Annotated in this window: 32 protein-coding genes; 31 read left to right on the top strand and 1 reads right to left on the bottom strand. The window is 62.7% G+C overall.

Annotated elements, in window-relative coordinates; translation table 11 throughout:
* Nucleotides 1-36: 36 nt before the first annotated feature.
* The 31 genes from AVE30378_RS10885 (at nucleotide 37) to AVE30378_RS10725 (ending at nucleotide 25,093) form a co-directional block, all read left to right on the top strand.
* Complete coding sequence (locus AVE30378_RS10885; protein ID WP_129240875.1) at nucleotides 37-252, top strand: hypothetical protein; 216 nt, start codon at nucleotides 37-39, stop codon at nucleotides 250-252.
* Nucleotides 245-544 carry a hypothetical protein gene (locus tag AVE30378_RS10880; RefSeq protein ID WP_129240874.1) on the top strand — a complete coding sequence of 100 codons (300 nt, stop codon included), beginning with the start codon at nucleotides 245-247 and terminating at the stop codon, nucleotides 542-544. The genes AVE30378_RS10885 and AVE30378_RS10880 overlap by 8 nt, the downstream gene beginning before the upstream one ends.
* Nucleotides 541-1,023: a nuclease domain-containing protein gene (locus AVE30378_RS10875; RefSeq protein ID WP_129240873.1), complete on the top strand. Its 483-nt coding sequence runs from the start codon at nucleotides 541-543 to the stop codon at nucleotides 1,021-1,023. Before AVE30378_RS10880 ends, AVE30378_RS10875 begins: the two co-directional genes overlap by 4 nt.
* On the top strand, nucleotides 1,020-1,880 hold the full coding sequence (locus AVE30378_RS10870) for a helix-turn-helix domain-containing protein (RefSeq protein ID WP_129240872.1): 861 nt from the start codon (nucleotides 1,020-1,022) through the stop codon (nucleotides 1,878-1,880). The genes AVE30378_RS10875 and AVE30378_RS10870 overlap by 4 nt, the downstream gene beginning before the upstream one ends.
* Nucleotides 1,852-2,610: a replication protein P gene (locus AVE30378_RS10865; RefSeq protein ID WP_129240871.1), complete on the top strand. Its 759-nt coding sequence runs from the start codon at nucleotides 1,852-1,854 to the stop codon at nucleotides 2,608-2,610. Before AVE30378_RS10870 ends, AVE30378_RS10865 begins: the two co-directional genes overlap by 29 nt.
* A complete protein-coding gene (locus AVE30378_RS10860; protein WP_129240870.1) occupies nucleotides 2,607-3,056 on the top strand; it encodes a VRR-NUC domain-containing protein in 450 nt (149 codons plus the stop codon). Before AVE30378_RS10865 ends, AVE30378_RS10860 begins: the two co-directional genes overlap by 4 nt.
* Nucleotides 3,056-3,457: a hypothetical protein gene (locus AVE30378_RS10855; protein ID WP_129240869.1), complete on the top strand. Its 402-nt coding sequence runs from the start codon at nucleotides 3,056-3,058 to the stop codon at nucleotides 3,455-3,457. The genes AVE30378_RS10860 and AVE30378_RS10855 overlap by 1 nt, the downstream gene beginning before the upstream one ends.
* A 377-nt stretch (nucleotides 3,458-3,834) precedes the next feature.
* Nucleotides 3,835-4,524: a hypothetical protein gene (locus tag AVE30378_RS10845; protein WP_244235017.1), complete on the top strand. Its 690-nt coding sequence runs from the start codon at nucleotides 3,835-3,837 to the stop codon at nucleotides 4,522-4,524.
* A gap of 587 nt (nucleotides 4,525-5,111) precedes the next feature.
* On the top strand, nucleotides 5,112-5,717 hold the full coding sequence (locus AVE30378_RS10840; RefSeq protein ID WP_129240867.1) for a hypothetical protein: 606 nt from the start codon (nucleotides 5,112-5,114) through the stop codon (nucleotides 5,715-5,717).
* Nucleotides 5,659-7,827: a phage terminase large subunit family protein gene (locus AVE30378_RS10835; protein WP_129240866.1), complete on the top strand. Its 2,169-nt coding sequence runs from the start codon at nucleotides 5,659-5,661 to the stop codon at nucleotides 7,825-7,827. The genes AVE30378_RS10840 and AVE30378_RS10835 overlap by 59 nt, the downstream gene beginning before the upstream one ends.
* Before the next feature lie 11 nt (nucleotides 7,828-7,838).
* Nucleotides 7,839-8,087 carry a gpW family head-tail joining protein gene (gpW, locus tag AVE30378_RS10830; protein ID WP_129240865.1) on the top strand — a complete coding sequence of 83 codons (249 nt, stop codon included), beginning with the start codon at nucleotides 7,839-7,841 and terminating at the stop codon, nucleotides 8,085-8,087.
* Complete coding sequence (locus AVE30378_RS10825; RefSeq protein ID WP_208742377.1) at nucleotides 8,087-9,718, top strand: phage portal protein; 1,632 nt, start codon at nucleotides 8,087-8,089, stop codon at nucleotides 9,716-9,718. The genes gpW and AVE30378_RS10825 overlap by 1 nt, the downstream gene beginning before the upstream one ends.
* Complete coding sequence (locus AVE30378_RS10820) at nucleotides 9,719-10,606, top strand: S49 family peptidase (RefSeq protein ID WP_129240864.1); 888 nt, start codon at nucleotides 9,719-9,721, stop codon at nucleotides 10,604-10,606. It begins immediately after the preceding gene.
* Nucleotides 10,607-10,627: 21 nt separating this feature from the next.
* Nucleotides 10,628-11,200 (top strand): hypothetical protein, encoded by a 573-nt coding sequence (locus AVE30378_RS10815; protein WP_129240863.1) that lies wholly within the window; start codon nucleotides 10,628-10,630, stop codon nucleotides 11,198-11,200.
* A 33-nt stretch (nucleotides 11,201-11,233) separates the two neighbouring features.
* On the top strand, nucleotides 11,234-11,914 hold the full coding sequence (locus AVE30378_RS10810; RefSeq protein ID WP_129240862.1) for a head decoration protein: 681 nt from the start codon (nucleotides 11,234-11,236) through the stop codon (nucleotides 11,912-11,914).
* Between the two features lie 81 nt (nucleotides 11,915-11,995).
* The gene (locus tag AVE30378_RS10805; protein WP_129240861.1) at nucleotides 11,996-13,054 is read left to right on the top strand and encodes a major capsid protein; all 1,059 of its coding nucleotides are present in this window, start codon (nucleotides 11,996-11,998) and stop codon (nucleotides 13,052-13,054) included.
* Nucleotides 13,054-13,311 (top strand): hypothetical protein, encoded by a 258-nt coding sequence (locus tag AVE30378_RS10800; protein ID WP_129240860.1) that lies wholly within the window; start codon nucleotides 13,054-13,056, stop codon nucleotides 13,309-13,311. Before AVE30378_RS10805 ends, AVE30378_RS10800 begins: the two co-directional genes overlap by 1 nt.
* 1 nt (nucleotide 13,312) lies before the next feature.
* Entirely contained in the window at nucleotides 13,313-13,633 is a 321-nt protein-coding gene (locus AVE30378_RS10795) for a head-tail joining protein (RefSeq protein WP_129240859.1), read from the top strand.
* Nucleotides 13,630-14,181 (top strand): ATP-binding protein, encoded by a 552-nt coding sequence (locus tag AVE30378_RS10790; protein WP_129240858.1) that lies wholly within the window; start codon nucleotides 13,630-13,632, stop codon nucleotides 14,179-14,181. The genes AVE30378_RS10795 and AVE30378_RS10790 overlap by 4 nt, the downstream gene beginning before the upstream one ends.
* A gap of 9 nt (nucleotides 14,182-14,190) precedes the next feature.
* The gene (locus tag AVE30378_RS10785; protein WP_129240857.1) at nucleotides 14,191-14,412 is read left to right on the top strand and encodes a DUF2635 domain-containing protein; all 222 of its coding nucleotides are present in this window, start codon (nucleotides 14,191-14,193) and stop codon (nucleotides 14,410-14,412) included.
* Nucleotides 14,413-15,945: a phage tail sheath subtilisin-like domain-containing protein gene (locus AVE30378_RS10780; protein ID WP_129240856.1), complete on the top strand. Its 1,533-nt coding sequence runs from the start codon at nucleotides 14,413-14,415 to the stop codon at nucleotides 15,943-15,945.
* 63 nt (nucleotides 15,946-16,008) lie between these two features.
* Nucleotides 16,009-16,377, top strand: a complete 369-nt coding sequence (locus AVE30378_RS10775) for a phage tail tube protein (protein ID WP_129240855.1) — start codon at nucleotides 16,009-16,011, stop codon at nucleotides 16,375-16,377.
* 1 nt (nucleotide 16,378) lies between these two features.
* Nucleotides 16,379-16,702 (top strand): phage tail assembly protein, encoded by a 324-nt coding sequence (locus AVE30378_RS10770; protein WP_129240854.1) that lies wholly within the window; start codon nucleotides 16,379-16,381, stop codon nucleotides 16,700-16,702.
* Nucleotides 16,703-16,840: 138 nt separating this feature from the next.
* Complete coding sequence (locus AVE30378_RS10760) at nucleotides 16,841-18,787, top strand: phage tail tip lysozyme (protein WP_129240852.1); 1,947 nt, start codon at nucleotides 16,841-16,843, stop codon at nucleotides 18,785-18,787.
* Nucleotides 18,784-20,211 carry a DNA circularization protein gene (locus AVE30378_RS10755; protein WP_129240851.1) on the top strand — a complete coding sequence of 476 codons (1,428 nt, stop codon included), beginning with the start codon at nucleotides 18,784-18,786 and terminating at the stop codon, nucleotides 20,209-20,211. The genes AVE30378_RS10760 and AVE30378_RS10755 overlap by 4 nt, the downstream gene beginning before the upstream one ends.
* Nucleotides 20,208-21,326, top strand: coding sequence for a phage baseplate assembly protein (locus AVE30378_RS10750; RefSeq protein WP_341868030.1), 1,119 nt, complete (start codon nucleotides 20,208-20,210; stop codon nucleotides 21,324-21,326). Before AVE30378_RS10755 ends, AVE30378_RS10750 begins: the two co-directional genes overlap by 4 nt.
* A 1-nt stretch (nucleotide 21,327) precedes the next feature.
* On the top strand, nucleotides 21,328-21,942 hold the full coding sequence (locus AVE30378_RS10745; protein WP_129240849.1) for a phage baseplate assembly protein V: 615 nt from the start codon (nucleotides 21,328-21,330) through the stop codon (nucleotides 21,940-21,942).
* Nucleotides 21,939-22,391: a phage GP46 family protein gene (locus tag AVE30378_RS10740; protein ID WP_129240848.1), complete on the top strand. Its 453-nt coding sequence runs from the start codon at nucleotides 21,939-21,941 to the stop codon at nucleotides 22,389-22,391. The genes AVE30378_RS10745 and AVE30378_RS10740 overlap by 4 nt, the downstream gene beginning before the upstream one ends.
* A gap of 1 nt (nucleotide 22,392) precedes the next feature.
* Nucleotides 22,393-23,556: a baseplate J/gp47 family protein gene (locus tag AVE30378_RS10735; protein ID WP_129240847.1), complete on the top strand. Its 1,164-nt coding sequence runs from the start codon at nucleotides 22,393-22,395 to the stop codon at nucleotides 23,554-23,556.
* Nucleotides 23,557-23,564: 8 nt separating this feature from the next.
* Nucleotides 23,565-24,155 carry a YmfQ family protein gene (locus tag AVE30378_RS10730; protein WP_129240846.1) on the top strand — a complete coding sequence of 197 codons (591 nt, stop codon included), beginning with the start codon at nucleotides 23,565-23,567 and terminating at the stop codon, nucleotides 24,153-24,155.
* Between the two features lie 8 nt (nucleotides 24,156-24,163).
* Nucleotides 24,164-25,093 (top strand): phage tail protein, encoded by a 930-nt coding sequence (locus AVE30378_RS10725; RefSeq protein WP_129240845.1) that lies wholly within the window; start codon nucleotides 24,164-24,166, stop codon nucleotides 25,091-25,093.
* Between the two features lie 257 nt (nucleotides 25,094-25,350).
* On the opposite strand, the gene AVE30378_RS10720 is transcribed toward AVE30378_RS10725, so the two are convergent.
* A complete protein-coding gene (locus tag AVE30378_RS10720; protein WP_129240844.1) occupies nucleotides 25,351-25,593 on the bottom strand; it encodes a hypothetical protein in 243 nt (80 codons plus the stop codon).
* Between the last annotated feature and the right edge of the window lie 461 nt (nucleotides 25,594-26,054).

Raw genomic sequence — 26,054 nt, 5'->3', positions numbered from 1 at the left:
GCGGGCAAGGGGGCGGCGCTGTCTCGCGCGGCTGCAATGATGTGCAACGGCGCGAAATTCCAGCGGTGGGTTGTTTCCCGCATCGGCGCCGCCCCTGAGGGCGTGTCCGCGAGCCAGCACGCGGCGCAGTACGTGCGCGACATGTGCGGGATCGCCAGCCGCGCGGAACTGGATCACAACGCCAGGGCCGCGACCTTGTTCCATGAGGCCGTCCGCAAGCCGTTCGTCAAGTGGAGCGGGATCTATGGCTGACTGCCTGCATATGTTCAGGGGCTACCGCGTGCCGCCGGAGGCGGTGGAGGCGGTCCGCCAGGCCATTATCGAGACGCCGCGGCGGGTCGATGTCCGGGCGTTGCGGGAGGTGGTCGAACCGGCGCTGGTGTCGGTCAATCCCTGGCCCAGCACCACGCGGAGCGAAGCCGCCCGTTGCGCGGTCAGCGCCTTCCTGTTTGATGCAGTACGCGCCGGCCTGGTGAAGCGGCGCGTGAACGCCTGGCAGCTTCCGGCCTGGTGGCGCGTCCGCAAGCCCACGGGGGCGGCATGACGTTGCAACGCAAGACACCGCTCCGGCAGAAGGCGCCGATGAAGCGTGGTGCCCCGATGCGCCAGCGCTCCGGCATGAAGGCCGCCGGAAAGCGTATGCCCAGCCGCCGCGCTAGGCCGCGTGCCACCAAGACCATGTATCGCAATCCGGCATTGCTGGCCCTGGCAAAGGGCATGCCCTGCAAGATCCGCGTGCCGGGAATCTGCTGCGGGGATCCCGCGACCGTTGTTGCTTGTCACTCGAATCAATCACGCCACGGCAAGGCCGGCTGGCTGAAGGCGCACGACTGGGCCACCGCGTGGGGGTGCCGGACGTGCCACGCCTATATCGACCAGAACACCACTGGCGCGACCTATGAAGAGAAGGTCGCGCTGTGGGAGGCTGGATTTCAAGAAACCCGCTTGTCCCTGATCGTGCTGGGCCTCTGGCCCCTTGAGGCAGAGATCGGGTATTTGAGCTTGTATGGAGAGTCGCCATGAGCGTGAAAGTCATGGGGATGGTGTTTGACCGCTATCCGAACGGGGGCGGGGAAATGATTCTGGCCCTTGCGCTGGCGGATCATTCGAGCGATCAGGGCACGGGCATCTATCCGTCTATCGCGTCCCTGGCTGAGAAGACTCGGCAATCGGTGCGCGCGGTCCAGTACCAGTTGCGTGGCATGGAGCAGGCCGGCTGGTTGATCCTGGTGAATTCGGGCAATGGCGGGCGCAATCAGCGCCGCGAGTACCGAATTTCCGAGGCTTGGATAAAGGGTGCAAATTTTTCATCCCTCAAACCGGCCGCGCCGGAACTGGAAAACGGTGCAGATATTGCACCCCCCGAATCTGCAGGAAAGGGTGCAAACCACGACATAAAGGGTGCAACTGACGACCTAAAGGGTGCAAACCACGACATCAAAGGGTGCAACGGGTTGCACCCGCATATAACCGTCATAGAACCGTCAGAACCATCAAGAACCGTCAAAGGCGCGCGCAAGCGCTCGCCGGGATTCGACGCGCTGGACATCGAATTGCCGGAATGGCTGGACCGAAGCGATTGGGAGGTCTGGGTTGCCCACCGGAAGGAAATCGGCAAGCCGTTGGCGGAACAGGCGGTGAAGCAGCAGTTGAAAAGCCTGGCCGAGTACCGGGACCAGGGTTGGAAGCCCGCGACGGTCATCAGGCACTGCGTGAACGGCAGCTATCAGGGCCTGTTCAAGCCGCCTGGCACGCCGCCGAACTGCACGGGTGTCAACGGGGGCGGCAAGCCCGGCAAGTTCAACCCCACGGAATACGTGAATCGCAATCGCACGCAAGGAGGCAACGGCCATGACGACGGTCGCACAATCGACGCCTGAGCGGTCAGTCTGGGCCGTGCCGCTGGCGAAGCTGGAAGGCATTTCGCTGATCGACCACCTCTGGAACCGGCTTTCCGGCACGTACGGGGGGCGCTGGCTCAAGGACTTCCCGGACATGCAGAGCATCGAGAACTGGAAAGCGGCGTGGGCCGAGGCGCTGGACGAAGAGCGGGTGACGCCGCACGAAGTTGCCGAAGGGCTGCGGACCTGCCGCCGGATGTTCCCGGACTGGCCGCCGGCCATGGGCGAGTTCATCCGGGCTTGCCGGCCGGGCCTGATTCCGGAAAACGCCTTTCACGATGCCGTTGCAGGCATGACCGCGCGCCGCCGTGGCGAAATGGGGCAATGGAGCCATCCGGCCGTGTACTGGGCCGCAGTGCGTGTCGGATCCCATGACCTGCTGAACTGCGGTTACTCGGTCATGCAATCGCGCTGGGAGCGGGCGCTTTCGGACGAGTTGGGCCGAGGAGAATGGGCGGCCATTCCCGCGCCTGCGGTGGCGTTGCCGGCGCCGGGGGCGATTCATACCACGCCGGAAGAGGCCGCGAAGGCGTTGGAGGCGATGGGGGCGGGCGCGATCCTGAACCAATCCGGTCGTGATCCGTTGAGCGGTTGGAAGCGAGTTATTGCCGAAACCGAGAACCCCAAGGGCAAACGCTACTCGCCCGGGATTGTCGCCATGGCGCGCAATGCGCTGCGCATGGGAACGGATCAGGGGGCGCAGGCATGAAGCGCTGGCCGAGAATGGCGCCGACGACGCCCCGCACACCGACCAAGCCGCCCAGGAATCCAGGTGCTGTGGATGAGGAGACGATACAGGCTCAGGTGATCGCGTGGGCGAATATGCAACTGAAGGCTCATCCCGAACTGGCGCGCCTATTTCACGTTCCTAACGGCGGGCTCCGGCATGCCGTGGAGGCCGCGAAGATGAAAGGGCAGGGTGTCAAGCCTGGGGTGCCGGATCTTTGCTTGCCCGTGCCGCGCTTCGGGTGCCCTGGGTTGTGGATCGAAATGAAGACCGCAAACGGACGGGTTAGCCCGAACCAGAAAGACTGGATTGCATACCTCAAGGGTGCGGGGTATCGCGTTGTGGTGTGTCGAAGCTTTGATGATGCGCGCGCCGTGCTGCTCGACTACCTGAACCCGAAAGTGCCTTATTCCCCGGAGATTATCTGATGGAAAGGGGATTCCCGCGCTGGGTGGAAGATGAGCTTTGGAACTGGTCCAGGTGGTGTTGGCTGGGTGACTGGCCGCATCCCAATCCCAACGTTAGATGCGCATCGGCGGAACGCAACTATGTAGCTCCGACCGAAGAGGATGAGGTGGACGAGGATGACGAGCCGCGCCCGACTCCGGTTCATCACGACAACGCGCGAAGGGTTCAGGCCGTGTATGAACGGTTGGTGTTGGTTGAACAGCGTGTGGTGCAGGCCGAGTACCCGCGCCGACATGAGTACGCAGGCCTGACCGCTTCACAGAGGATTACTCAGGCCTGCGATTACCTCGGCATCAGCTCTATCTACTACAGGATTGCGTTAGGAAACATGAAGGAGCAGGTCCGGAGGGCGTTCAAGTGAAATATGCGAAGGAAGTGATCGATCTGCTTGCGGCCTATCCGGGGCGCCGATTCAAAATGACCCATATCTTGAATCATGTGGCGCCGCGTGCAACGGGGGCGGAACGGAATCGGGTGAAGATCGGGGTATGGCGCGCCCTGAATGCGCTTCGAGCGGCGGGTTCAGTCTCTTGCGAAGAGGCTGATCGTAGCGGGGCGCACGCTGAGTATTGGTGGAAAAGCGTTACATCGAGTGCTGGCGAAGCGTTACGCAAACCGTCACAATACGTCCGGGCTCTTGCGCCCTGAGAAAACGCAACGATTGTTGTGTGCGACGAAAGGCCTCGGCGGAGCAATCCCGCTGGGGCCTTTGTCCTTTTAGCGGCAGGAGCTGGAGCGATGATTGAAATCAGGATCGACTCGAACATGCGCGACGTGATGCGGCGCATCGACGCCTTCACGGCGCGTCAGCTTCCGTTCGCCATGGCCCAGGCGGTGAATGCCACTGCCGCACGGGTGCAGGCGGCAGAAACAGAGAATATCGAGACGACTTTCGATAACCCCACGCCCTTCACGCGGAAGTCGGTCGGCCTACGCAAGGCAAGGAAGTCGAGGCCCGAGGCCATCATCTATATCAAGCAGATTGCCGCGGCGTACCTGTTGCCCTATGAAACGGGTGGCACGCACAAGCTCAACGGGCGGGCGCTACTCAATCCGAAGGGCGCCAGGCTGAATAGCTATGGAAACCTGCCGCGCGCCGCACTGGGGCGCATGAAGGCTCGGCCCGATGTGTTCGTCGGTGCGATCCAGACCCGGGGAGGTCAGGTCGTCAACGGGGTATGGCAGCGCGTTGCACCCAAGCGTGCGAAGGGGGTGGCGAAGGTGAGACCCCCGGGCCAGGTGATCACGAAGGCGACGCCGGCACCCGCCGCCTCAAAGGGGAAGCTCAAGCTGCTGATTCGCTTCGGCGACGCGCTTCCCGTGAACAAGCAACTCAACTTCGGCACCACGGCCCGGGAGATTGTCGAGCGGCATTTCGCCGGAGACTTTGACGCCGCATTGGTGCAGGCTCTGAAGACTGCCAGATGAGATGGATATGAAGAGAACGAGAAAGGCTGTGCTGCATGATGTAACGCGCCTTGCCCGTGGCAGATCGGTTCGTATTGCTCGGCGCTGGCGGAGATTGGCGGCCAAGCAGTTGGATGCAGCCCTTCGTGCCGCCCAGCCCTTTCGGGGTGGGCGGGCGACGGCTGCGACGGTGGGCGACTTGACGCTCGCCATCCGGGGCGCCATTGCCATCGTGGATGACCGCCATGGTCGCCTGTATTCCTGATCGTGCTTGCCTCGCCGCTATCCGGTTTTCGGATGGGTCCCCTCCAGGGGGTCAAGCCACGCGGGCATTGCGCGCCGCGTTTTGGGCCCAGCGCCAAGGTGTGAAAGGTGTTCGCACCTGTTCGCACCGGAGCGCCAAGATCGCCGCAAGCGAGTATCCACGTGGCATTCGGGGATTTTTAGGGTGCAAACACCTGTTTGCACTGGTGTTCGCATTCTGTTCGCGCTGGCACGTTCGCGCTGTCAGCGGAAACGCAATGCGCGCGCGGGCTTGCGGCGGTTCGCGCGGCTGCAATCGCGTCTGGAATTGAGGTGCGAACAGGAAACTTGGAGGTGTTCGCACTATGGCAAAAGCGGAAAAGGGCCTTTCGATTCGAGAGTTCGCCCGCCGGGAAGGCTGTTCCGACACGCTGGTGCGGCGTGCGATCACGCAGGGGCGGTTGAAGGCGAAGAAAGATGGAACGCTTGACCCGGCCTTGATCGGTTCGCCGTGGCGCCAAGCTAATGCGACTGCCTCCAAGCCCGACGCGAAGCCCGCGCGACCGGCGTCATCTCGCCGGTCGGCCGGCTCTCAAGGCTCCGAGAAGTCGGCTCCTGGTGACGTCGACTCACTGGAGGCAGAAGCCAGTCGGCTGTTGAGCGAGGACGATGGGGTCGACTATGCCGAGGCCCTGCGTCGAAAGGAGAACTGGCTGGCGCTATTGCGGCAGATGGAATACGAACAGAAATCCGGGGCGCTGGTGGAGTTTGCCGTGGCCCAGGCCGTACTTTTCGAAGCCTTTCGGGGGCAGCGCGACGCATGGCTGAACTGGCCCGCGAAGATTGGTCCGCTGCTGGCCGCCGAGCTTGGGCTGGAAGAGGCCGACCGGGTCACCGAGGCTTTGACTGCGCATGTCCACAAACAAATCTCAGAACTTGGCGAACCCGCCGCCGACTTCAGCCCAGGGTAAGCAGGCGGCATTGTGGCGGGCTGCGCGCCAGGGGTGGACGCCGCCGCCGCGCATCAGCGTGCCGGAATGGGCGGACCGATATCGGAAGCTGGCGAAGGAAGCCGGCAGCACCTCGGGGAACTGGTCGACCAGCACTGTGGAGGTCGCGCGCGGCCCGATGCTCGCACCGACGGAACCTGGCGTACACGTCATCACGGCCATGGTCAGCACGCAAATGCTGAAGACCGCATTGCTGGAGAACATATTCGGGTATTTCGCCCACCTGGATCCCTGCCCGATGCTGCTGCTGCAGCCTAAGGAAGACGCCGCGGAGCAATTCAGCAAGGAGCGCATCAACCCCATGGTGCGGGTGACGCCGGTGCTGCGAGAGTTGGTGGGATCCAGCAAGACACGCACTGCCGACGAAACACTGCTGTTCAAGTCATTCCCTGGGGGCTTCCTGGCACTGGCGGGCGCCGGCAGTCCTGACAACCTGGCGCGCCGGCCGGTGCGGGTGATTCTTGCCGACGAAGTCGACAAGTACCCTGTCACCCGGGAGGGCGATCCTATCTCGCTCGCGGAAGAGCGTACGGCGAGCTTCGGCGCCAACTGGTTGTCGGTCCGGGCTTGCTCACCGACCGTGCAGGACGAAAGCCGAATCGAGAAAAGCTACTTGTCTTCGGACCAGCGGCGCGCCTCCGTGTGCTGTCCTGGGTGTGGCCATCGCCAGTTTCTGGACTTCTTCCGTCACGTCGATTGGAAGAAGCGCAAGGACGACAAGGGCGTGGTGTTGGAGCATTTTCCCAGGACCGCACGAATCTTCTGCGAGGCGTGTGGTCTAGGTTGGTCGGAAGGCGAGCGTCTGATGACGCTGCGCACCGTGCGTTGGCACCAGACGCGCCCCTTCAACTGCTGCGGCGGCCGTCACGTGCCCCTGGACATGTACGACCGCGCCTGGCGAGATGCAGAGGCTAAGGATCCTGGCAGTGGCGGCATTACGGCGGTGGCCGCCGTGTGGGACTGGTGGGCGAGTGAGCGACACGCCGTGTATCGCGTGAAGTGTCCGGACTGCGGCAACTGGGCCGTGGACAACCAGCACGCCGGCTTTCAGGCCAGCAAGCTTTATTCCCCCTGGAGCAAGGACAAGCCATCGGACATTGCGACGAAGTGGTTGGCGGCAAAGGATGACGAGGATCTGAAGCAGGCATGGTGGAACACCCAGATGGGCATGCCCTATCGGGCACACAGCGGCAAGGATCTGGATCTGGAAACGCTGGCCTCGCGCGGCGAGCTATGGGCGGCGCAGGTGCCCTTCGGTGTCGGGGTGTTGACTGCCGGCCTGGACGTGCAGCCGGACCGTGTGGAATGTGAACTGGTCGGCTGGGGGCGAGACGAGGAAAGCTGGTCCATCGACTACGAGGTGTTCGAAGGCGATCCAGAGACACCGGAACTGTGGGCACGCGTAGATGCGTACTTGATGAAGACTTGGTATCGCCACGACGGGCGGCCGTTTAACGTCTCGTCCGCGTGTATCGACTCCGGCGGCCACAACACGCAGCGCGTCTACGAGTTCGCGAAGGCCCGTTTGGGCCGTCGAATCTATGCGATCAAGGGGGAATCCGCGCGGAATGGACAGCGCTCGCCGGTCTGGCCGACGAAGGTCCCGAGCCGCCGAAACAAGGCCACCTATCGGCCGACCATTATCGGCGTGAACACCGCCAAGGACACCATCCGGAATCGGTTGAACAAGGACGCGCCGGGCCCGGGATTTATGCACTTTCCCGCGGATCGCGATCTGAATTACTACGCGCAGCTCACGTCCGAGCGAATCGTGGTCAAGGAAGCGAGCGGGCACAAGTACCGCGTCTGGGAACTGCCCTCGGGCCGCGCCAACGAGGCGCTGGACTGCCGGGTATACGCCTATGCCGCGCTCTGTGCATTGATCCACTTCGGTCTGAGGCTGAATCGGACCGTCGAGGACCTGGCCGAGGTTCTGCATGGTGCGCCGCCTTTGCCTGAGGGCGAAGTCTCTGTAGCGCCGACGCCGCAGGCTGGCGCCGCCCAGGGCGGCCCCTCCGTGCGGGTCAAGTCGGCCGCGCCAGGGCGCTCGCGTGTGAGCAAACTTGCATAACGAGGTACGCAATGAGCGTCTATGACGGAATGAGCAGGGCGGAAATGCAGGCGCGGCTGGCCGCTCTGAAGGCCGCCTATTTTGAACTCCTGACCGGGAAGCAGGTGGCAGCGGCCAGCTACGCGCAGTCGGACGGGTCTAAGTCGGTCACCTATAGGGCGGCCGATATGAGCCGGCTCCAGGGCGAGATCGCCCTCCTGCAACAACTGCTTGGCATCGCCCCTCGGGCACGCCGGCAGATCAGCTTCGTGATGCGCTGATGGAAAACTCTATTTCTATCCTCGACAGGCACGGCAAGCCATTGCCTGCTGTTCGCCGTCGCGGGGCTATGTTGGCGCCGGGCAGCAACGCGCCCTATGACGCCGCCGACCAGAACGGCGGCCACGTGCGTGATTGGCAACCATACCTCTGGTCTCCGGACGGTGAAGTCAACATGTATCGCGACCGCCTCGCGGCGCGTGCGCGTGACCTGATCCGCAACGACGGCTGGGCGACCGCCGCGGTGATGCGGACCGTCGACAACGTCATCGGACCTGATTTCCGGCCGATATCGAAGCCCGATTATCGATGGCTGCGGACTGTGACCGGCATCGAGGCGTTCGATCACCGTTGGGCCGATGAGTTTGGCCAGGCCGTGGAAGCCAACTGGCGCTCGTGGGCGAACGATCCTGCCTTCTACTGCGATTCGGAGCGGATGCTGTCGTTCCCCCAAATGATGCAACTGGGTTTTCGACATCACCTCATCGACGGCGACTCGCTCTCGATGCTGCATTGGCTGCCGCAGCGCATCGGGGTGGGGCGCGCTCGCTATGCAACGGCCGTGCAGATCATGGACCCGGACCGTCTTTCGAATCCGCAGCAGAACTTCGATCAGCAGGCGCTACGCGGAGGCGTGGAGGTCGACAGCTACGGCGTTCCGACCTGGTATCACATTCGGCGCGCTCATCAGGGAGACTGGTTCAGTGCGGGCGAAAGCGTGCGGTGGGACCGTATCCCACGAGAGACGGATTGGGGGCGTCCGATTGTGGTGCATAGCTTCGACCATGATCGGGCGTCGCAGCACCGTGGCGTTGGCTTTCTGACGCCGGTGATCCAGCGGTTCAAGATGCTGATCAAGTACGACAGCACCGAACTGGATGCGGCCATCATCAACGCATTCTTTGCGGCCTATATCCAAAGCCCGTTCGATCCCGATCTGGTCGAAGAAGCCCTGTCCGGTTCGGACAAGGTCAGCGCGTACCAGCGCGAGCGCTCGCAGTTCCACCAAGAGCGCCGAACCCGCATGGGCGATGTCGGCATGACGCACCTGTACCCGGGGGAGACTATCGGCACGGTGGCCTCCAGTCGCCCGAGCAGCAATTTCGCCTCGTTCGAGAGCGCGATGTTGCGGCATTTTTCGGCCGGGACTGGGTTGGCCGCACAGCAGATCAGCCAGAACTGGGCCGAGGTGAACTACAGCGCCTATCGTTCCGCGATGCTGGAGGCGTGGAAGACATTCGCCCGCCGACGGATCGGCTTTGCGTCTGGACAGGCGCACCCGATCTATTGCGCATGGTTGGAGGAATCCATGGACGTGGATGACTATCCGATGCCGCGAAACGCGCCTGAATTCATCGAGGCACGCGCGGCGTATGCGCGAGCTAAGTGGATGGGGCCCGGCCGCGGCCTGGTGGATATCGTCAAGGAGCGCCAAGGCGCGCTGCTCGGGATCGATGGAGGCATGTCGTCGCTGGAGGATGAATGCGCCGAGATCTCCGGCACTGACTGGCGCGATGTGGCCGACCGCCGTGCTATCGAAATGGAGCGCTACGAGCGATTGGGGCTTCCCATTCCCGCAGTGCTCCAGGGGGCGGACTCGAAAGACGCAGTCCAAGTACCGGAGGAAAAATAAATGCGTTTTGCGCACTTGGGCCAGCGGCTGTTCAACACGCCGCTGGCGATTCGCCAGGACAAGGCTGAAGTCATCATGGCCGCACTCGCCGAGCGGCTGGGCGTCAGCCAGATCATGCGTTTGGACGGAGCGAACCTGCGCCCGATGGCCTGGGATGACTATGACGACGACCTGACCAAACCCGGCGAGACGATTCGCGACGCCGGCTATGACATGGTGGGCGATACGCCGGTCGCCTGCATCAAGGTGCATGGCACGCTGGTGCAGAAGCTGGGCTCGCTCCGCCCCTATTCGGGCATGACGGGCTATGACGGTATCCGGCAGAGCATCCTGAGCGCTCACGCGGATCCGGCCGTCGAGGCGATTGTGCTCGACGTGGACTCGCCGGGTGGCGAGGTCGCGGGCTGTTTCGACCTGGTCGACACCATCTATGGCCTACGGGGCGACAAACCCATATGGGCGATCCTGACGGAGTCGGCCTATTCGGCGGGATACGCGATTGCCAGCGCCGCCGACAGGGTCATCGTGCCGCGCACTGGTGGAGTCGGTTCCATCGGCGTAATTGTGATGCACGTCGACCTGTCCAAGGCGCTGACGGCGTCGGGAGTGGCGGTGACCTTCATCACGTACGGGAGCCACAAAACGGACTTCCGCCCGGAGCTTCCCCTCTCGGAGGAGGCGCTGAACAGTGTCCAGGCCGAGATCAACACGATGGGCGAGCTTTTCGTGGAAACGGTCGCCCGCAATCGAAACATCGCGCCCGAATCCGTGCGCGACACACAGGCCGCCTGCTTCATGGGGGCGGCCGGCGTCAGCCGCGGCTTGGTGGACGCAGTCATGGCGCCCGACGCCGCCTTTCTTGAATTGCTGGACCTGCTGGGCCGGTAAACAACCTGTGAGACTACTGCAATGAAGAAGAAAACCTTCGCTTCTGCCCCCTTCGCCTCGTTGCTGGGCCTGGGGCGCGTCCGTGGCGCCCGCGCTGAACAAGATGACGAGGACGACAAGGACAAGCCGGACGACGACCGGAAGCAGCGGGAGGGCGAGTCCGACGAGGACTATGCCCGGCGCATGGAAGAGCGCGACCGTGAAGACGACGAGCGCGACGATGTTCTGGAAAACGGGGAAGACCCGGACGCCGAAAAGGACGACGACGGCGACGACAAGGAGAAAGATCAGTCGAAGAAGGCGGCCAGGGCTGCCGAGCGGGCGCGTTGCGCCCGCATCGTGGCCCACGGCCTGCGGCTGGGCGTCGCGCGCCAGGCGTGCGTTTTCGCCTTCGACACGGGCATGTCTTCCAACGCCGCGATCGCGGCTCTGGACGCTGGCCGAGCGGATCAGGCGCCGCCGGCACGCCGCACCCTGTCCGAGCGCATGCAAGGCACGATCATCCCCAACCCGGGTTCGGGGGGCGGCGACAGCCAGATGACCCTCGCGCAGAAGATCGTCGCGGCGGGCAAAAAGCGCCGCGGCGAGGCTTGATCCCCGCAATTCAGCTATTCAGGAGCAATACTCATGACGCTTCCCGTCAATCCCGTGGGGAACAGCCCCCAGAAGCCCGGCGTCCGGGCAGATGTCTTCGTTCCCGATCAACTCATTGCGGGCGGTCTGCAGATCGTCTCGCAGCCCATCATCCTCGCGGCGGGTAAGCTGCCGCGCGGGGCGGTGCTGGGCATGATCACGAGCAGCACCGCGGTCGCTACCGCCGCCGGAACCAACACGGGCAACGGCACCTTCGGCACCGTCACTGTTGGTGCCGGCGCCAAGCTGGGGAATTACCAACTCACCGCCACCGCCGCAACCACGTTCAAGGTGGTCGACCCGGAAGGCACCACGCTCGCAAATGCGACCGTGGGAACGGCCTACACGCAAGGCGGGCTGGGGTTCACCATCACCGCAGGCGCCACGGCATTTGCTGCGGGCGACTCGTTCGTTATCGACGTCAACGACGCCGTCGGCCAGTTCGTTCTCTCGGTGGAAGGGGCGACCGATGGCAGCCAGGTCCCCTCTGCCATTCTGGCGGACTATTCCGATGCGACGGATGGCCCGGTCAACGCCGGCGCCTATGTGCAGGTCGAGGTCAACGGCCGCGCGCTGTACTACGACCCGAGCTGGACGCTGCCCGCGCTGACCGCGGCCCTGCGCCAGTACGCCATTCACGTCAAGTCGTCGGTCTCGGCCGCTGACCCGATCTAAACCTAAGCGCAACGCATGGAAAAAGGCCCCGCCCAGCGGGGCCATTTTTGTATATACGCCAAGAATTTCTGGAGATGACGAATGTCCTCTTTGTCCTACACCACGATCGACCTGATCGGGGTCGTTCCGAACCTGAAAACCGCACAGTCCTTCCTGCTGGACCGCTTTTTCCCCAACATCGTGACCTCCGATACCGAGGAGGTCGCCATCGACGTTGACATCGGCAAGCGTCGTATGGCGCCGTTCGTATCGCCCCTGGTCGAAGGCAAGCTGGTCGAGCAGCGCCGCTTCCAGACCAACAGCTTCAAGCCGGCCTATGTCAAGGACAAACGCGCGCCGGACCTGCTCAAGCCGGTACGCCGCATGATCGGTGAACGCATCGGCGGTGATCTGACGGGCGCCGAACGCGAAATGGCCAACCTGGAAGCGGAAATGACCGACCAGGTGGATATCCTGACTCGTCGCCTGGAATGGATGGCCGCCAGCGCGCTGCGTTCGGGCCAGGTGACCATCGAGGGCGAGGGCTTCGAAACCGTGATCGTCGATTTCGGGCGTGATGCCTCCCTGACGGTTGCCCTGACCGCCGGCCGCAAGTGGACTGCCGCCAATATTGCCGCAGGCACGGCATCGCCGACGCGTGATATCGAAGCCTGGACAACCCGCATCCTCAAGAGTTCGGGAGCTACGGTTTCGGAGCTGGTGTTCACCCCGAGTTCGTGGGCTGGCTTCAAGCTCGACCCGGAGCTGAAGGGAGCCATCGTGCTGCCCGCCCAAGCCTCGTTCGGCAACGCGATCAACCCCGCCACCGAAGTTAAGCAGGGCGCGGTGTACAAGGGAAAGTGGGGCCAGTTCGACCTGTGGGTCTACAACGACTGGTTCGTGGACGAGAACGACGTCGAGCGGCCGATGCTGTACGACGGCGATCTGATCATGTCCGGCCCCAATCTGCAGGGCACGCGTGCCTTCGGCATGATCAAGGATCCTGCTTTCAATTACCAGTCGCTGCCTTTCGCGCCGAAGACCTGGGTCCAGGAAGACCCAGCGCAGCGTTTCCTGATGATGCAGTCGGCTCCCATCGTCATCCCCAGCCGAGTGAATGCCTGCCTGTCGGCCAACGTCTGCGATCCGGTGGTGGCCTGATGAGCGGCGCCACTACTCCGAAAGACAAGGCGCCGACCACGGCGAAGCTCGTTACCGCCGTCGTGGCGCACGGGCGCGTCCTCCTGGCGGAAGACGGCGAGTCGCTGATGGCTGGCGATGAGGTGGACCTGCCGGCAGACGAGGTTCAGCGGCTGCGGCAGCTCGGCTTCCTGGAAGATCCGGACGCGCCGGTGATTCGTCGGGACAATGGCCCGCGGTTCGGATCTGCTGCCGGTCCCCAGATCCGCCGGGGCTGACATGGTCGACTTTGACCAGGTCAACCAGGCCGTTAACGGCGCGTTTGGTGAGGAACTGGTCTATCAATCTGTGGGCGGCGGCAAGCCCGAGCCCGTGCCCGGGGTCTTCACCGATGCCTACAAGACGGCGTTCCAAGACGGGCAGGGCGGCGTCGGGTGGGTGACGACCGCACCGAGCGCAGGCTTTCGCCTGGCCGATCTGCCGCGGGTGCCCGCGAAGGACGACCGCATCACCCGCAAGAAGACCGGCGAATCGTTCCTTGTCTTCGAACAGCAGCCGGACGGCATGGGCTGGGTACACCTGAAACTGAAAAAGCTATGACCACGACAAACCAACTTCGCGCCTTGGCAGTGCAGGCGCTGACGAACACGACCGACGCGGGAGAGCGGGCGTACTCGCCGCGGGACCAGGCCTCCTGGGACGGAGAGTATCCCGTGCTGTTCGTGCGCACGAACGATGAGGCCGGCGTTTCGTTCGGTCGAAGCGGCGCCCCGGCGTTCACGGTGACTTCGGCACTGGTTGTCGAGGCGAGGGCAGATCACCCTGGCGAGCCGGACGACGCCGGCGCGGCTGCCTTGCTGGTCAAGCTGGAATCCTTGCGGGACCAAATCAAGGCTGCCGTCATCAACTACCCGCCGCTCATGCGAGAACTCAACCAGTTCTCCTATTTCCGCACCCGCATCGCGCCGGGCCCGGAAGACTCCGGGCACCATCTGGGCTCGGTGCTGGTGGAACTGGGGCTGGAGTTCGTGCAGGGGCCGGAGGATTTCTTCCCTGTGCCGACCAATCCCTTGGAAGGGGTGGATACGCGAATTCAAATGCCCGACGGCACCGCCGTTCCCGGCTTGGATATCGACCTACCGCAATAGGAGCGACCTATGTACATCAAACCCCGCGCCGGGCTGCAAGTGATTGACCCGGTGCGAAAACAGTTCATGCCCGAGGAGGGTATGGAAGTGGACGATTTTGACCTTTACTGGGCGCGCCGCCTGCGCGATGGCGATGTGGTACGCGCCAGCACGTCGGCTTCCGACAGCAAAGTCTCCTCTCTGGCCACCACTTCGGAGGTCACCGCCACGCCCAGTAAGGGGGGCAAGTAAATGAGCATTCAGTTTCCCAATATTCCGCAGAACCTCCGGGTGCCGCTGTTTTATGCTGATCTGGATCCGAGCCGCGCCAATACGGGGCAGTTCAACCAGCGCGCGCTCATCATCGGACAGGTGACGGACAGCGGTACGGCGGTGGTCAACAAGCCTGTGATTTCTCAGGGCGCTATCGAGGCTAAGACGATGGGCGGCCAGGGCTCCATGCTGGCGATCATGACTGCGGCCTACCGTGCCCGCGATAGCTTCGGCGAGGTCTGGTATCTGCCGCTGGCCGACGACGAGAACGGGGTTGCTGCGACGGGCGCCATCACCTTCACCGCATCCGCCACGGCCACGGGGGTGCTGTCGCTGTACATCGCGGCCTTCGCTGGCTCGCCTATCGTCTCCCTGGTTTGCACCCCCACGATGACGACGGCGCAACTTGCGACGGCGCTGGTGGCGCAGATCAACTCGCTGCCCGATCTGCCGGTGACCGCCGCCGTCGATGCTGAGGTGACATCCAAGGTGAACATCACCGCCAAGAACAAGGGCTTGGCGGGAAACGATATCGACCTGCGGCTGAACTACTACGGCGCGAGTAACGGCGAGACGCTGCCCCCGGGCTTGGCGGCGACCGTCGCGCCCATGTCTGGAGGCTTGCTGAATCCGTCGTTGGTCACCGCGCTGGCGAACTTGGGCGACATGACGTTCGACTTCATCGCCATGCCCTACACCGATGCGACATCGCTGAACGCGGTGAAATCGCTGTTGTCCACAGTCACGGGCCGCTGGAGCTGGTCGAAGCAGTTGTACGGCCATGCTTACGGAGCCTATCGAGGGACGCTGGGAGAGTGTCAGACGTTCGGCGCCACGCGCAACGACGAACATATGTCGATCATGGGCTTCAATGACTCGCCGACGCCCGCGTGGGTGATGGCGGCGGATATCACCGCTGCGGCCGCCGTCTCGTGCCGCGCCGATCCGGCGCAGCCGATGCAGACGGTGGCTCTGGCCTGCTTCCTACCGCCTCCGGTCGAAGCGCGCTTCGAGCTGACCGACCGCAACACGTTGCTGTGGACGGGCATCAGCACTTTCACGGTGGCTGATGATGGTACGGTGGCGCTGGAAAATCTGGTCACTACCTACCAGGTGAATGCGTTCGGGCAGCCGGACAACAGCTACTTGGAGGTCGAGACCATGAACACGCTGATGGCCGTCCTGCGACGGCTGAAAATCGTGGTCACGTCCAAGTACGCCCGAAAGAAGCTTGCCAGCAATGGCACGCGGCCGGCACCGGGGTCGAACATCGTCACGCCCAATACCATTCGGGCGGACCTCATCGCGGACTACCAGGCGATGCAGGACGATTCCGGGTGGGTGCAGGGCGCAGACGTATTCGCGAAGGGACTGATCGTGGAGCAAAACCAGTCGAATCCGAACCGTGTGGATGTGCTCTACCCCGCTGTGCTGATCAACCAGCTCCGCATCTTTGCGCTGCTGATGCAGTTCAGCAACATCGTTCCCGCCTCGGCCGCAGTCGCAGCCTAAGCCTGTTGCGAGCAATACAAATAGTCGCCTTCGGGCGGCTTTTCCATTTCTAGGAGCCGAAACATGGCAAAACTTCTGGCCGGCACCGCGCAGGTCACGGTTGACGGCAATTCCTACATGATCGAGGGGGCGGCGAAGTACAGCGCCTCTTCGGTTCGGCGCGAATCGCTGACGGGCATGGACGGGTATCACGGCGTGAAAGAGACGCCCATTCCTGGCTCGATTTCCTTCAGCGCACGCGATGCGGGCGACCTGACGGTCGAAGACTTCAATCGCATGCGGAACGTAACCGTCGTTCTGCAATTGGCCAACGAAAAGACTGTTGTTGGCCGCAACATGGCCTGCGTGGATGCGCAGGAAGTAGATACCACCGAGGCAACGTTCGATTTGAAGTTCGAAGGCCCATCGGTGTCCGAACAGACTGCGAGCTGACATGGCAAAGAAAGAACTGCAAGACGAACTGGTCGTCACCCTGCGCAAGCCCATCACGCTGGGCGCCGGAGCGGACGCTGAGACCTACACCGCCCTCAATCTCTGCGAGCCGGATGTGGAGGCAATCCTGGAATTCAATCGACGGGCGGCCAAGGATCCGGGCGATGCCATGCGTTATCTGATCGCGAAAATCTCTGGCGTTCCGCTCGCCGTCATCAACAAGGTGAAGGCGCGTGACTTCACCAAGTCCGCGGCTTATCTCACGGCGTTCATGGGCGATGAGGACGACGCCCAGGGAGATGAGGAACCCCCTGAGGGAAAGTAACTCGGCCGCGGCCTGATTGGGGGTTGATTGCCGCGGCCACCGCGAAGTTCTACGGCTGGTCGCCGCGCGATGTGAAGGGGCTCAAGCTCAGCGAGTTGCGCTGGTGGCATGACGCGGCGATCCGCCTGGGAGGTAGGAATGTCGAATGAACTTTCTTTCCGAATTTCGGCTATCGACAATGCGTCGAAGGTGGCGGATAAGGTGCGCGGCTCGTTTGGGCGTATCTCAGATCCTGTAGGCCGGATGAGCCAGCGCTTTTCCGAGGTGGGAAAGCGGGGGGCGGCAGCGCTCGGAAAGGTCTCTACCGGGCTGGATTCCATTTCCAAGGGTGCCCGCACCGTCGCTGATCGCATCGCGTCCATTGTTCCGGGCATGGCCGCGCTTACGGGATTGGCGGGTGCGGCTGGGGTGGGTGCGCTGGCTCAGCGCTGGGCTTCTTTGGGCGCCAACGTACAACGTACGTCGCGCCAGTTGGGGGTGTCGGCGCAAGGCCTGCGCGCGTGGCACTACGCCGCCCAGCGTGCTGGGGTCGCGGCGGAGCAGTTCGACCAGAGCATGATTTCCTCGCAGAACACCATCCGCGAGGCAGCATTCGGAGCAAATCCGCAGGCCATGATGTTGCTCTCACGCCTGGGGGTGCAGATTTCGCGGACAAAGGATGGGCAGATAGATTACCAGCGCACACAGCACGACGTGCTGACGGCACTTGGAAAAATCAAGAATCCCGCCGGACAACGCACTGCTGCCGATGCTCTTGGTGTGGGGGCGCTCCTGCCGATGATCCAAAGAGGAACCTTTGACGCGGACCGTCAGCGTGCCGTTCTGAATGGGTATGCCCCGGGGGAGGAGGCAATCAGGCGTGCGGCCGAATTCAACGACCGCATCAATGAACTGACCAGTGGCGCAGGCGCACTTGCAAGCACCATCGGCGACAAGCTGGTGCCAGTCCTGACGCCGATGGTGGAAAAGTTCTCCTCATGGCTCACGGAAAACCGCGTGAACATCGCGGACCGCCTTGCCGATGCAGTTGGAAAGCTGACGGGGTGGATAACCAGTGTGGACTGGGGCGCTTGGTATGAGCGTGTTAATGCCATTGCCGATGTGTTCGGTGGGTGGGGCAATGTGCTGACGGCCATCGTTGGCATCAAGTTTGCGTCCACGCTGCTGGAATGGACCGGCGCTCTAGCTGGTCTCGCATCGACGTTGACCGCAGCGAAGACGGCGGCCGAGGGGTTGAAGACGGTTGCGGGCGGGGCTGGGGCGGCCGGCGCAGCTTCTGCGGCACCCTGGTGGGCACGTGTGCTCAACCCGTGGGCGGTCGGGGCTGGCGCCTTGCTGTACAGCTCCAATCTTAATGGCGGCGAAGAGGAAATGTTGCGGCAGGCGCGTCAGGCCGACGGCAAGCGTTACCTCACGCCGCAGGAGAGCGCTCCGGGCGGCGCCAGTGATCCGAAGATCGTGGGCATCGCCCGGCGGCTTACGGAACTTGGTTGGGGTCAGGAACAAGCCGCGGGGATCGCCGCGAACATCCTTCGGGAGTCCGGGGGGAATCCCTATAGCGTCGGCGACGGTGGGCGAGCCTATGGCATCGGTCAGTGGCATCCGGACAGGCAGAAGGACTTCGAACGAGTATTCAAGAAGGACATTCGAAGTTCGACGCTGGACGAGCAAATTCGATTCTTCGACTGGGAGCTGCGCAACGGGCCGGGCCAGCAAAGGTACGCCGGAGACCTTCTCCAAAAGACAGGAAGCGCAGGTGCTGCGGCTGCAATCGTGTCTCAGTACCACGAACGTCCCCAGGATGTTGAGGGCGAAAAGGCCAAGCGTGCTGCTATGGCAGACCAAGTGCTGAGGGCTATGGGTGGCTCCCCGGTGGCGTCCTCGGGAGGGGCGGACGCAGCCCCCGCGTTGAGCGGTCCAGGGATGGATCAGATATCTCGCGCGCTTGAATCTTCGTTCCAGCGGCTGGCGTTGAACATCAACGTGTCTGCCCCGCCGGGCACGCGCGTGGAGGCGCAGGATGCCAATAGTGCGGCGCTGCCGACGAGGGTGAACTATTCGATGGGGCTTGGAGCGATGCCATGAGCATTACTGATGTGGTGAATGTCGCCGGAAGTATCGGGGGTGTTGCAAACGCCATCGGAGATTTGTTCGGTCCCGGGGCCGGCAGTTGGGAGGCCTCGCTACAAAAGGCATCCTTCGGTGGCGTGCCCTTTGGCGTGACTACCGCCCGGACGCATGCAGGCCGTCGGACGGCCGTGCACGTGTATCCCTATCGGGATGATGTGTGGGCGGAAGACCAGGGGAAGTTGCCCAGGCAGTTCCGTATTCATGGCTTTCTCATCGAGGACAGCCTTGTATACGGGGGGGGCGGGGTGGTTGCCCAGCGCGAAGCCCTGATTTCCGTGTGCGAGACGAGCGGGCCGAAGACTTTGGTCCATCCCACCTTCGGAACCGTGCAGAGCGTCGTTTGCGTGGGTGGCATCGAGGTGGAGGAACGCAAGGACCTCGGCCGGGTGTTTGAGTTCACCATGACCGCTATGGTGACAGGGGAGCGCCAATACCCAGGCACAGAGCAGTCCACGGAAGACGCGGTAGGGGAAGCGGCTGAGGAAGTGCGCGAAAAGAGCCTGCTTGACCTGGCCGGCGAAGTGGCGGAAGACATCCGGCAAGGTGCGGCGGTGGTACAGCAAGCTGTATCGACGGTCGTGGGTTATTACCAGATGGCCGTCGGCATCGTCAACAGGGTGAGGCGGGTTTTCAATGCTGTCTCCAACCTTGCGGGAAACTTCGGCCGGCTGTTCGGAGGGGGAAATTCCGGTTTTTCGGGGTCCAATCGAAGGGCTTCGCGCTCCACGTCAGTCGCCGATGCGTTGGCTGCTGACGTTGCTGCCTCCGCTGCGGTTGTCGCGGCTGGCGAGCGAATGCAACTCGCGGCGGCCAACATCGCCGATACGGATGCCTACGCGGTGACGGTCCGTGACTTTGTTGCGGCGGTTGCCGCGACAGCGGTGGATCCCGCGGATCGGATTTCGATGCTTAGTGAACTGGCTTCGTTCGCCCCGGCATCCATGCCGTCGACTTCACCTGTCGGCCAGGCTATGGCGTCTATGAGCGAGGCCATTGCGGCACACCTGCGCAGGTCAGCCATCGCTGAGCTTGCGGAGGCCGTCACGCAGTATCAGCCGGCATCGCAGAATGATGCCGCCGCTGTCCAGACGACAGTCACAGAAGTTGTGGATGCGGAGATTCTCGTTGCGGGCGATTCGGGGGACGACGCCAGCTACGAATCGTTGCGCGCGGTCCGTAAATCCATCGTCGCGGACCTCCAGGCGAGGGGGGCGGACCTTGCCGAAATTGGGGCCTTCGCATTCGCCGGGACGATGCCCGCGCTGGCGCTCGCCAATCGAATCTATCGGGACGCTGGGCGCGCCGATGAGCTGGTGCGGCAGGTCGATCCGGTGCATCCGGCGTTTATGCCCCCGAGATTTGAGGCCTTATCAAAATGACGAGCGACGACTTGACCCTGCGCGTGTCCACGCCAACACGCAATGGGAATGGGTACACCCTTTCTAATGCTCGGAACCTGGGCGGCTGGCAAGACGTCAGATTTACCCGGGGGGTCGAGAGGTGCCCCTCGGACTTCCAGACTTCCATGACGGACGTGTACCCAATGGCTGATCCGCCTGATATGCAGGTGCAGCCCGGCGACTTTTGCGAGGTCTTCCTAGGGGGGGACCGGGTGAGTACCGGCTGGGTCGACCAGTTCATTCCGGGCTTCAACGATGGGTCGCATACGGTCACCCTGACCGGGAGAAGCAAGTGTCAGGACCTAGTGGACTGCGCTGCGGTCTATGACGGGTTCCAGCTTAGCAACGCTAGCGTGCTTTATATCGCCCAGACGCTGGCCGCGCCTTTCGGCATTCGGGCCGCGCTCGCGCCAGGAACGGACCAGGGGGCACCCGTGGAGCAGGTAGTGATCCTCGCCGGGGAAACCGCCTATGACGTGCTGGAGCGCGTTTGTCGCTACCGCGGCCTTCTTCTCTACGACACCACGTCCGGAGACTTGGAGATTTCCAGCGTTGGTAAGGCGACCGCGGCAAGCGGCTTCCAGGAAGGCGTGAACGTTGAACGGGCAGTGGCGATGTACTCGATGAATCAGAAATTCAGCGACTACTACGCGATTTATCAGGGCCTGGATCAGTTCAGCGATATTGGCGGGGCGCCGAACCAGATCGCGCACCTGGTTGACCCCAGTGTGCAGCGATATCGGCCACGCGTCGTGCTGTCCGAAAACGTGATGGGCGGCAGCGTGATAGCTGAGGACAGGGCGAAATGGGAATTGTCGCGGAGGCAGGGGCGTTCGTTCCTCGTGAGATTGACGACGGATTCGTGGAGGGACGCTGCGGGTGCGCTGTACGCGCCCAACACGCTCGCGCCCCTTGTTCTTCCGTCGCTGAAGCTGGGAACGCCTCAGTCGCCGGTGATGTGGTTGATCGCGGAGGCCACCTACAAGCGGGGCAGGAACGGAACGACGTGCGAGCTGGTACTGATGCCGCCGCAGGCCTTCTACCAGCAGCCCTTTATCTGGGCGCAGTTCGGACCCGATCAGACGGTGCAATGACATGGAACAGATCCTGGAACGGCTTTTTCTTCGCCTTCGAATGATGGTCGGTCGGGGGCGGGTGGCGTATGTCGATGACAGCGGCCCCGTGCAGATTATGCAGGTCCGGGCGAGCGGTCTGGAACTGGCTGACCGCCGGGTCCGGCCGCAGGAGTTTGGGCTCACATCGAATCCGCCTTTCGACTCCGACGCGGTGCTCTTGTCGGTCGCAGGCGATAGGTCCGCGACGATGGTAACGGGCGTAAACCATCAGGGGAGTCGCCCGCGAGGACTGAAGCCGGGAGAAACTAAGCTCTACAGCCTGGATGGGAAGTACATCTACCTGACGGCCGGGGACGGCCTCGTGGTAGATGCGCAGGGCCAGGACGTGGTCGTCAACAACGCACGGGATGTGACGTGGAACCTGAGCGGGAAGCTAACCATCGCGGCACCCGGCGGAATTGATCTGAAGGCGCCGGAGGTCAGGGCGACGGGCGACATGCTGGACAACTACGAAACCAATGAACGCACGATGAAGGACATGCGCGAAATCCACAATGAGCACGACCATGATGTGGAGGGCGTGCAGCCCGGATCCGCAACGATCAGGTCGAAGAAACCGGAACAGCAGCAATGAGCGATATTCGGATTGTGTGGGATGGCGCGACGGTCCATGGTGACTGGGTGCTGGAGGGGGGCGATCTGCTTACCGACGGCGACCTAGCCACTGCCATGCTGCTCAGCGTCTTCACTGACGGTATGGCTGCTCCTGATGACGTGATCCCTGATGGAACTGGCGATCCTCGCGGCTGGTGGGGGGACCAGTTCGATCCGACCCGGCCGATAGGTAGCAAGTTATGGCTGCTGGAGCGCGAGAAGCAGACACAGCGGACACTCAACCGCGCTTATGACTACCTCGCCGAATGCCTGCAATGGCTCATTGATGATGGTGTGGTGTCGCGGTTTGACATCAAGGTGGAATGGACGCGCGAGACGTTTCTTGGCGCCCAGATTATCGCTTTTTCGCCCGGTGGAGATGCCCTGCATACGGGGAAGTACCTATGGGCCTGGAATGGAATTAACTGACATGCCATTTTCCCGTCCTACGCTCTCTGACCTGCGCAAACAGGTTATGGCGGATATCAATGCTTCAGCCTCGGGGGCGAACGCCTTTCTTCGAAAGGCGGTGCTTCGGGTGATGGCCGTCGCGCAGGCGGGGCTTGCGCATCTGCATTTCGGGTATCTGGACTATATCGCCAAGCAAGGCGTCCCCTGGACGGCCACAGGCGAGAATCTGGCGGCCTGGGGCGCCATGAAGGGTATCTATCAGAAGAACTCCGTGGCAACCAGGCTTGCTGTGGAGTTTTCGGGGACGCCTGGCCGCTCTATCAGCTCGGGCGTTAAGGCAACGCGGCGAGATGGCGAGCGCTACTCCGTGATGGAGTCCGTGACGGTGGGCGGCGATGGCAAGGCGCTTGTCATTGTGGAGGCCGTCACGCCAGGCACAGCGGGGAATTGCGCTGCTGGTGAGGGGCTTACGCTGGCGACGACGATAGAAGGGGTGCAGTCCACCGGCGTGGCGGTGAACACGATCACAACCGGGGTGGACGTGGAGGACTCGGAGGCGTTCGGGGAGCGCATCATGGATGCCTACCAGGAAGCCCCGCAGGGGGGCGACCGAGACGATTACAAACGATGGGCACTGGGTGTCCCGGGGGTTACCCGAGCGTGGTGCTCGCCAAATGGCTTTGGTGTGGGAACTGTGGTGCTGCGCTTCATGATGGATTCGGCTCAGGCGGCGCACGATGGTTTTCCGCAGGGAAGCGATGGCGTGTCGCAGTTCGATCAGGGCCCGGACGGCCTGCCGCGCGACCTGGTCGCCACTGGCGATCAGCTCACGTTGGCCGACGCCATCATCGACCGAGAGCCAGTCACCGCGCTTGTCTTTGCTTGCGCGCCCAAGCAAAACCGACTCGTCCTCACGATTTCGGGACTTTCCAATGCTAGTACGGCTACGCGCAACTCGATTGCATCCTCCATCACGGACATGCTGTTTCGCAACGCGGATCCGCGCGCGGGGACCATCAACCGCAATGACATTGAGGGGGCAATCAATAGCGTCGCCGGAACGTCGGGGTGGCTCATGGAGTCGATCACCGGGACCGTGGATGGGGTTACCACGCCGTACCCGGGGAACATCACCAGCGGGATGGGCGAGCTGCCCGTTCTTGACGAGATTATTTACCTGTAGGTGGGGCTATGGCTTTGAACCTGAGAGCCGGAGATTTTCTCCAGGCTTTTCTCAAGCTCTTGCCTCGCGGCCGCGTTTGGTCTCGGGATTTGAGCAGCGTGCAGAACCGAACGCTGCTCGGGCTCAACAAGGTGTATGAGACGAATACCGCGAGGGCAAACCAGCTTCTTGTCGATGTGTTTCCGGGCTCCACGTATGAGCTATTGCCGGAATGGGAGGCCACGCTGGGGTTGCCAGATCCTTGCGCGGGTCCAGCGCCAACTGTTCAGGCGCGAAGAGCCCAGGTCGTTGCTAGGCTGGTTGCCACCGGCGGCCAGTCCATTCCTTACTTCACGACCCTCGCGAAGAATCTGGGCTACGAAATAACGATTACCCAGTTCATGCCGTCACGCTTCGGTAAGCGCTTTGGGACGCCATTTGGCGGCGCCGACTGGGCTCATTCGTGGCAGGTAAATGCGCCTACCTTCACTGTAAATCGGTTGCGTTTTGGCGATTCCTTTGGCGGCCCGTTCGCCTATTGGAACAACAACGTCCTTCAGTGCGAGTTGCTTGCGCTCAGGCCGGCCCACACCGTGCTGAATTTTTCTTATTCGGAGTAGAAAAAAACATGGATCTTTTGATCGCGCCTCACACTGTCGCCAAGGAGCAGGCCGATACCGCTCCGGCAACGGGCACGCCCGGCTGGGCGACGGACGGGAACCCAGGAACGAATACTCCGGCGACGCAATGGCCTGCGTATGCCTTCAACGCCATCCAGGAAGAGTTGACCTCCGTTATCGTCGGCGCTCAGCTTTCGCCAAGCCGGAATGACAACGCGCAACTGATCAAGGCTATCAATAAGCTCATCACCGCAGCCGTTGCCGGACGCCCGCTTGCCTATTCGATTTCAGCGTTGCCCGATGAGGATGTTGGCCCTGTCGTCGTCATTGAGTGCGGGGAGGTCTGGATCTGGACCGAGACCCCGTACTTCACCGGCTACCGATCGCCGCTGTGCGGTCGGCCCGTGGACGGACACACCTTGACGCCGCTGGCGAGCGAGGTTGATGCGGTAGGGGGAGTGCTGCCAAAAGCGGCCTACGCGCGGCTGTGGGGATACGCCCAGGAAAATGGTCTGGTGGTTACGCAGACGTTCTGGAATGCAAACAAGGGTGGTCATTACTTCGTCGACATCGACGCCAATACGTTCCGCGTACCGGATCTGCGCGATATGTTCCGTCGTTTCACCGGGACTGACGCTGACACTGCAAATGCACGGGCGTTGGGATCTGCGCAGATGGACGCCCTGCAGCAGATCAGCGGAACCTTTGGACTTCGACGTTTAAACGATGGAAACTCCCTCGTCGGCAACTCTGGGGTTTCTGGGGCCTTCACTTTCGCCGCCGGCGCACGTGGACCGTCGCCGCGCTTGCAGTCTGCGACGGATGCGGCAACTTTGGCGGATGACCAGTTGACCTGGTCAGCTTCCTCCGGTGGCGCCCGGACGTCTATGGAGACGCGCGGCCGGAACACCGCTTACCACCCGCGCATCCATGCTTAGCGTCCTTGCCACTGCAAATGCAAGAGCTATGGGTAGCGGGCAAGCGGATGCGCTGCAAGGGTTCCGCGTGCGCTTTCGTTGGGGCCAAGATCCTGCGGGTAGCCCATACATCGGTGGCACCGGGACATACAGTGGCTACACGTCGTTCAATGAAGGTACACAGTCGCTTGTCAATGATGGAATTCACGGCACGCCGCGAATTTCTTATGAAACGCGCGGCCTCAACGTCGCGTATCACCCCCGAATTCACGCCTAGGCTATGCGTGGATCCGAGGGTGATACGCGGCGTTCGACCCGCGGGTTTCCGTCGACGTGCGTGCCACGCGGCTGGTGTCGAACGTGACAAGATCCAGGTTTGTCGTGCCCGGGTCTGTTGCCAAGATCGTGCCGCCACTAGCGCCGCCTCGCGATTGCAGCACGTAGGCGCCCGACGCCGCCGCAATCGCGCCAGCAGCCGAAGGAATCGGCCGAGATTGCAGGGCTCCGGTGATGACTTGCATGGCGTCGGCCTGTCGGCTGCCGAGCGGCCTTGCATTTGCAGTGGCATGGTCAGGCTAGGCATGCAGCCGCGGAAAGTATGCGGTGTTTTTCGATCGGGTTTCGACGGCAGTGCGCGGTGCTCCAGAAATTCCGTCAGTGATCGGATCGGCAATGAGCGAGTTGGTGTCTGCGATGCTACTGGCGTCTCCGGCGCCCGCCACCAGCCCCGCCGCTCCAGCCCCGCTAGACCGGGTGAGTTGACGGTGACGGTGCCCTTGAAGCGCGTCGAGTTGCAGTGTCGCGAAGGTCCGCGCATTTGCAGTGCAAATTCCTTTACTTGGAGATCTATATGCAAAAAACTGTTTTTCAAACCGATATCGACGGGCTGTATGCCTACCCCTCAATCGCGAACGAACTCGCGCTCGCGCCAGGACATTTCAATATCCCGTTCGGTGCGTACGAAGACCCGCCGCCCGAGGCG

This window comes from Achromobacter veterisilvae (genome assembly GCF_900496975.1).
Classification (GTDB): Bacteria; Pseudomonadota; Gammaproteobacteria; order Burkholderiales; family Burkholderiaceae_B; genus Achromobacter; species Achromobacter veterisilvae.
Note: the sequence above shows the minus strand (reverse complement) of the source record. Positions and strands in the feature narration are given on the sequence as shown.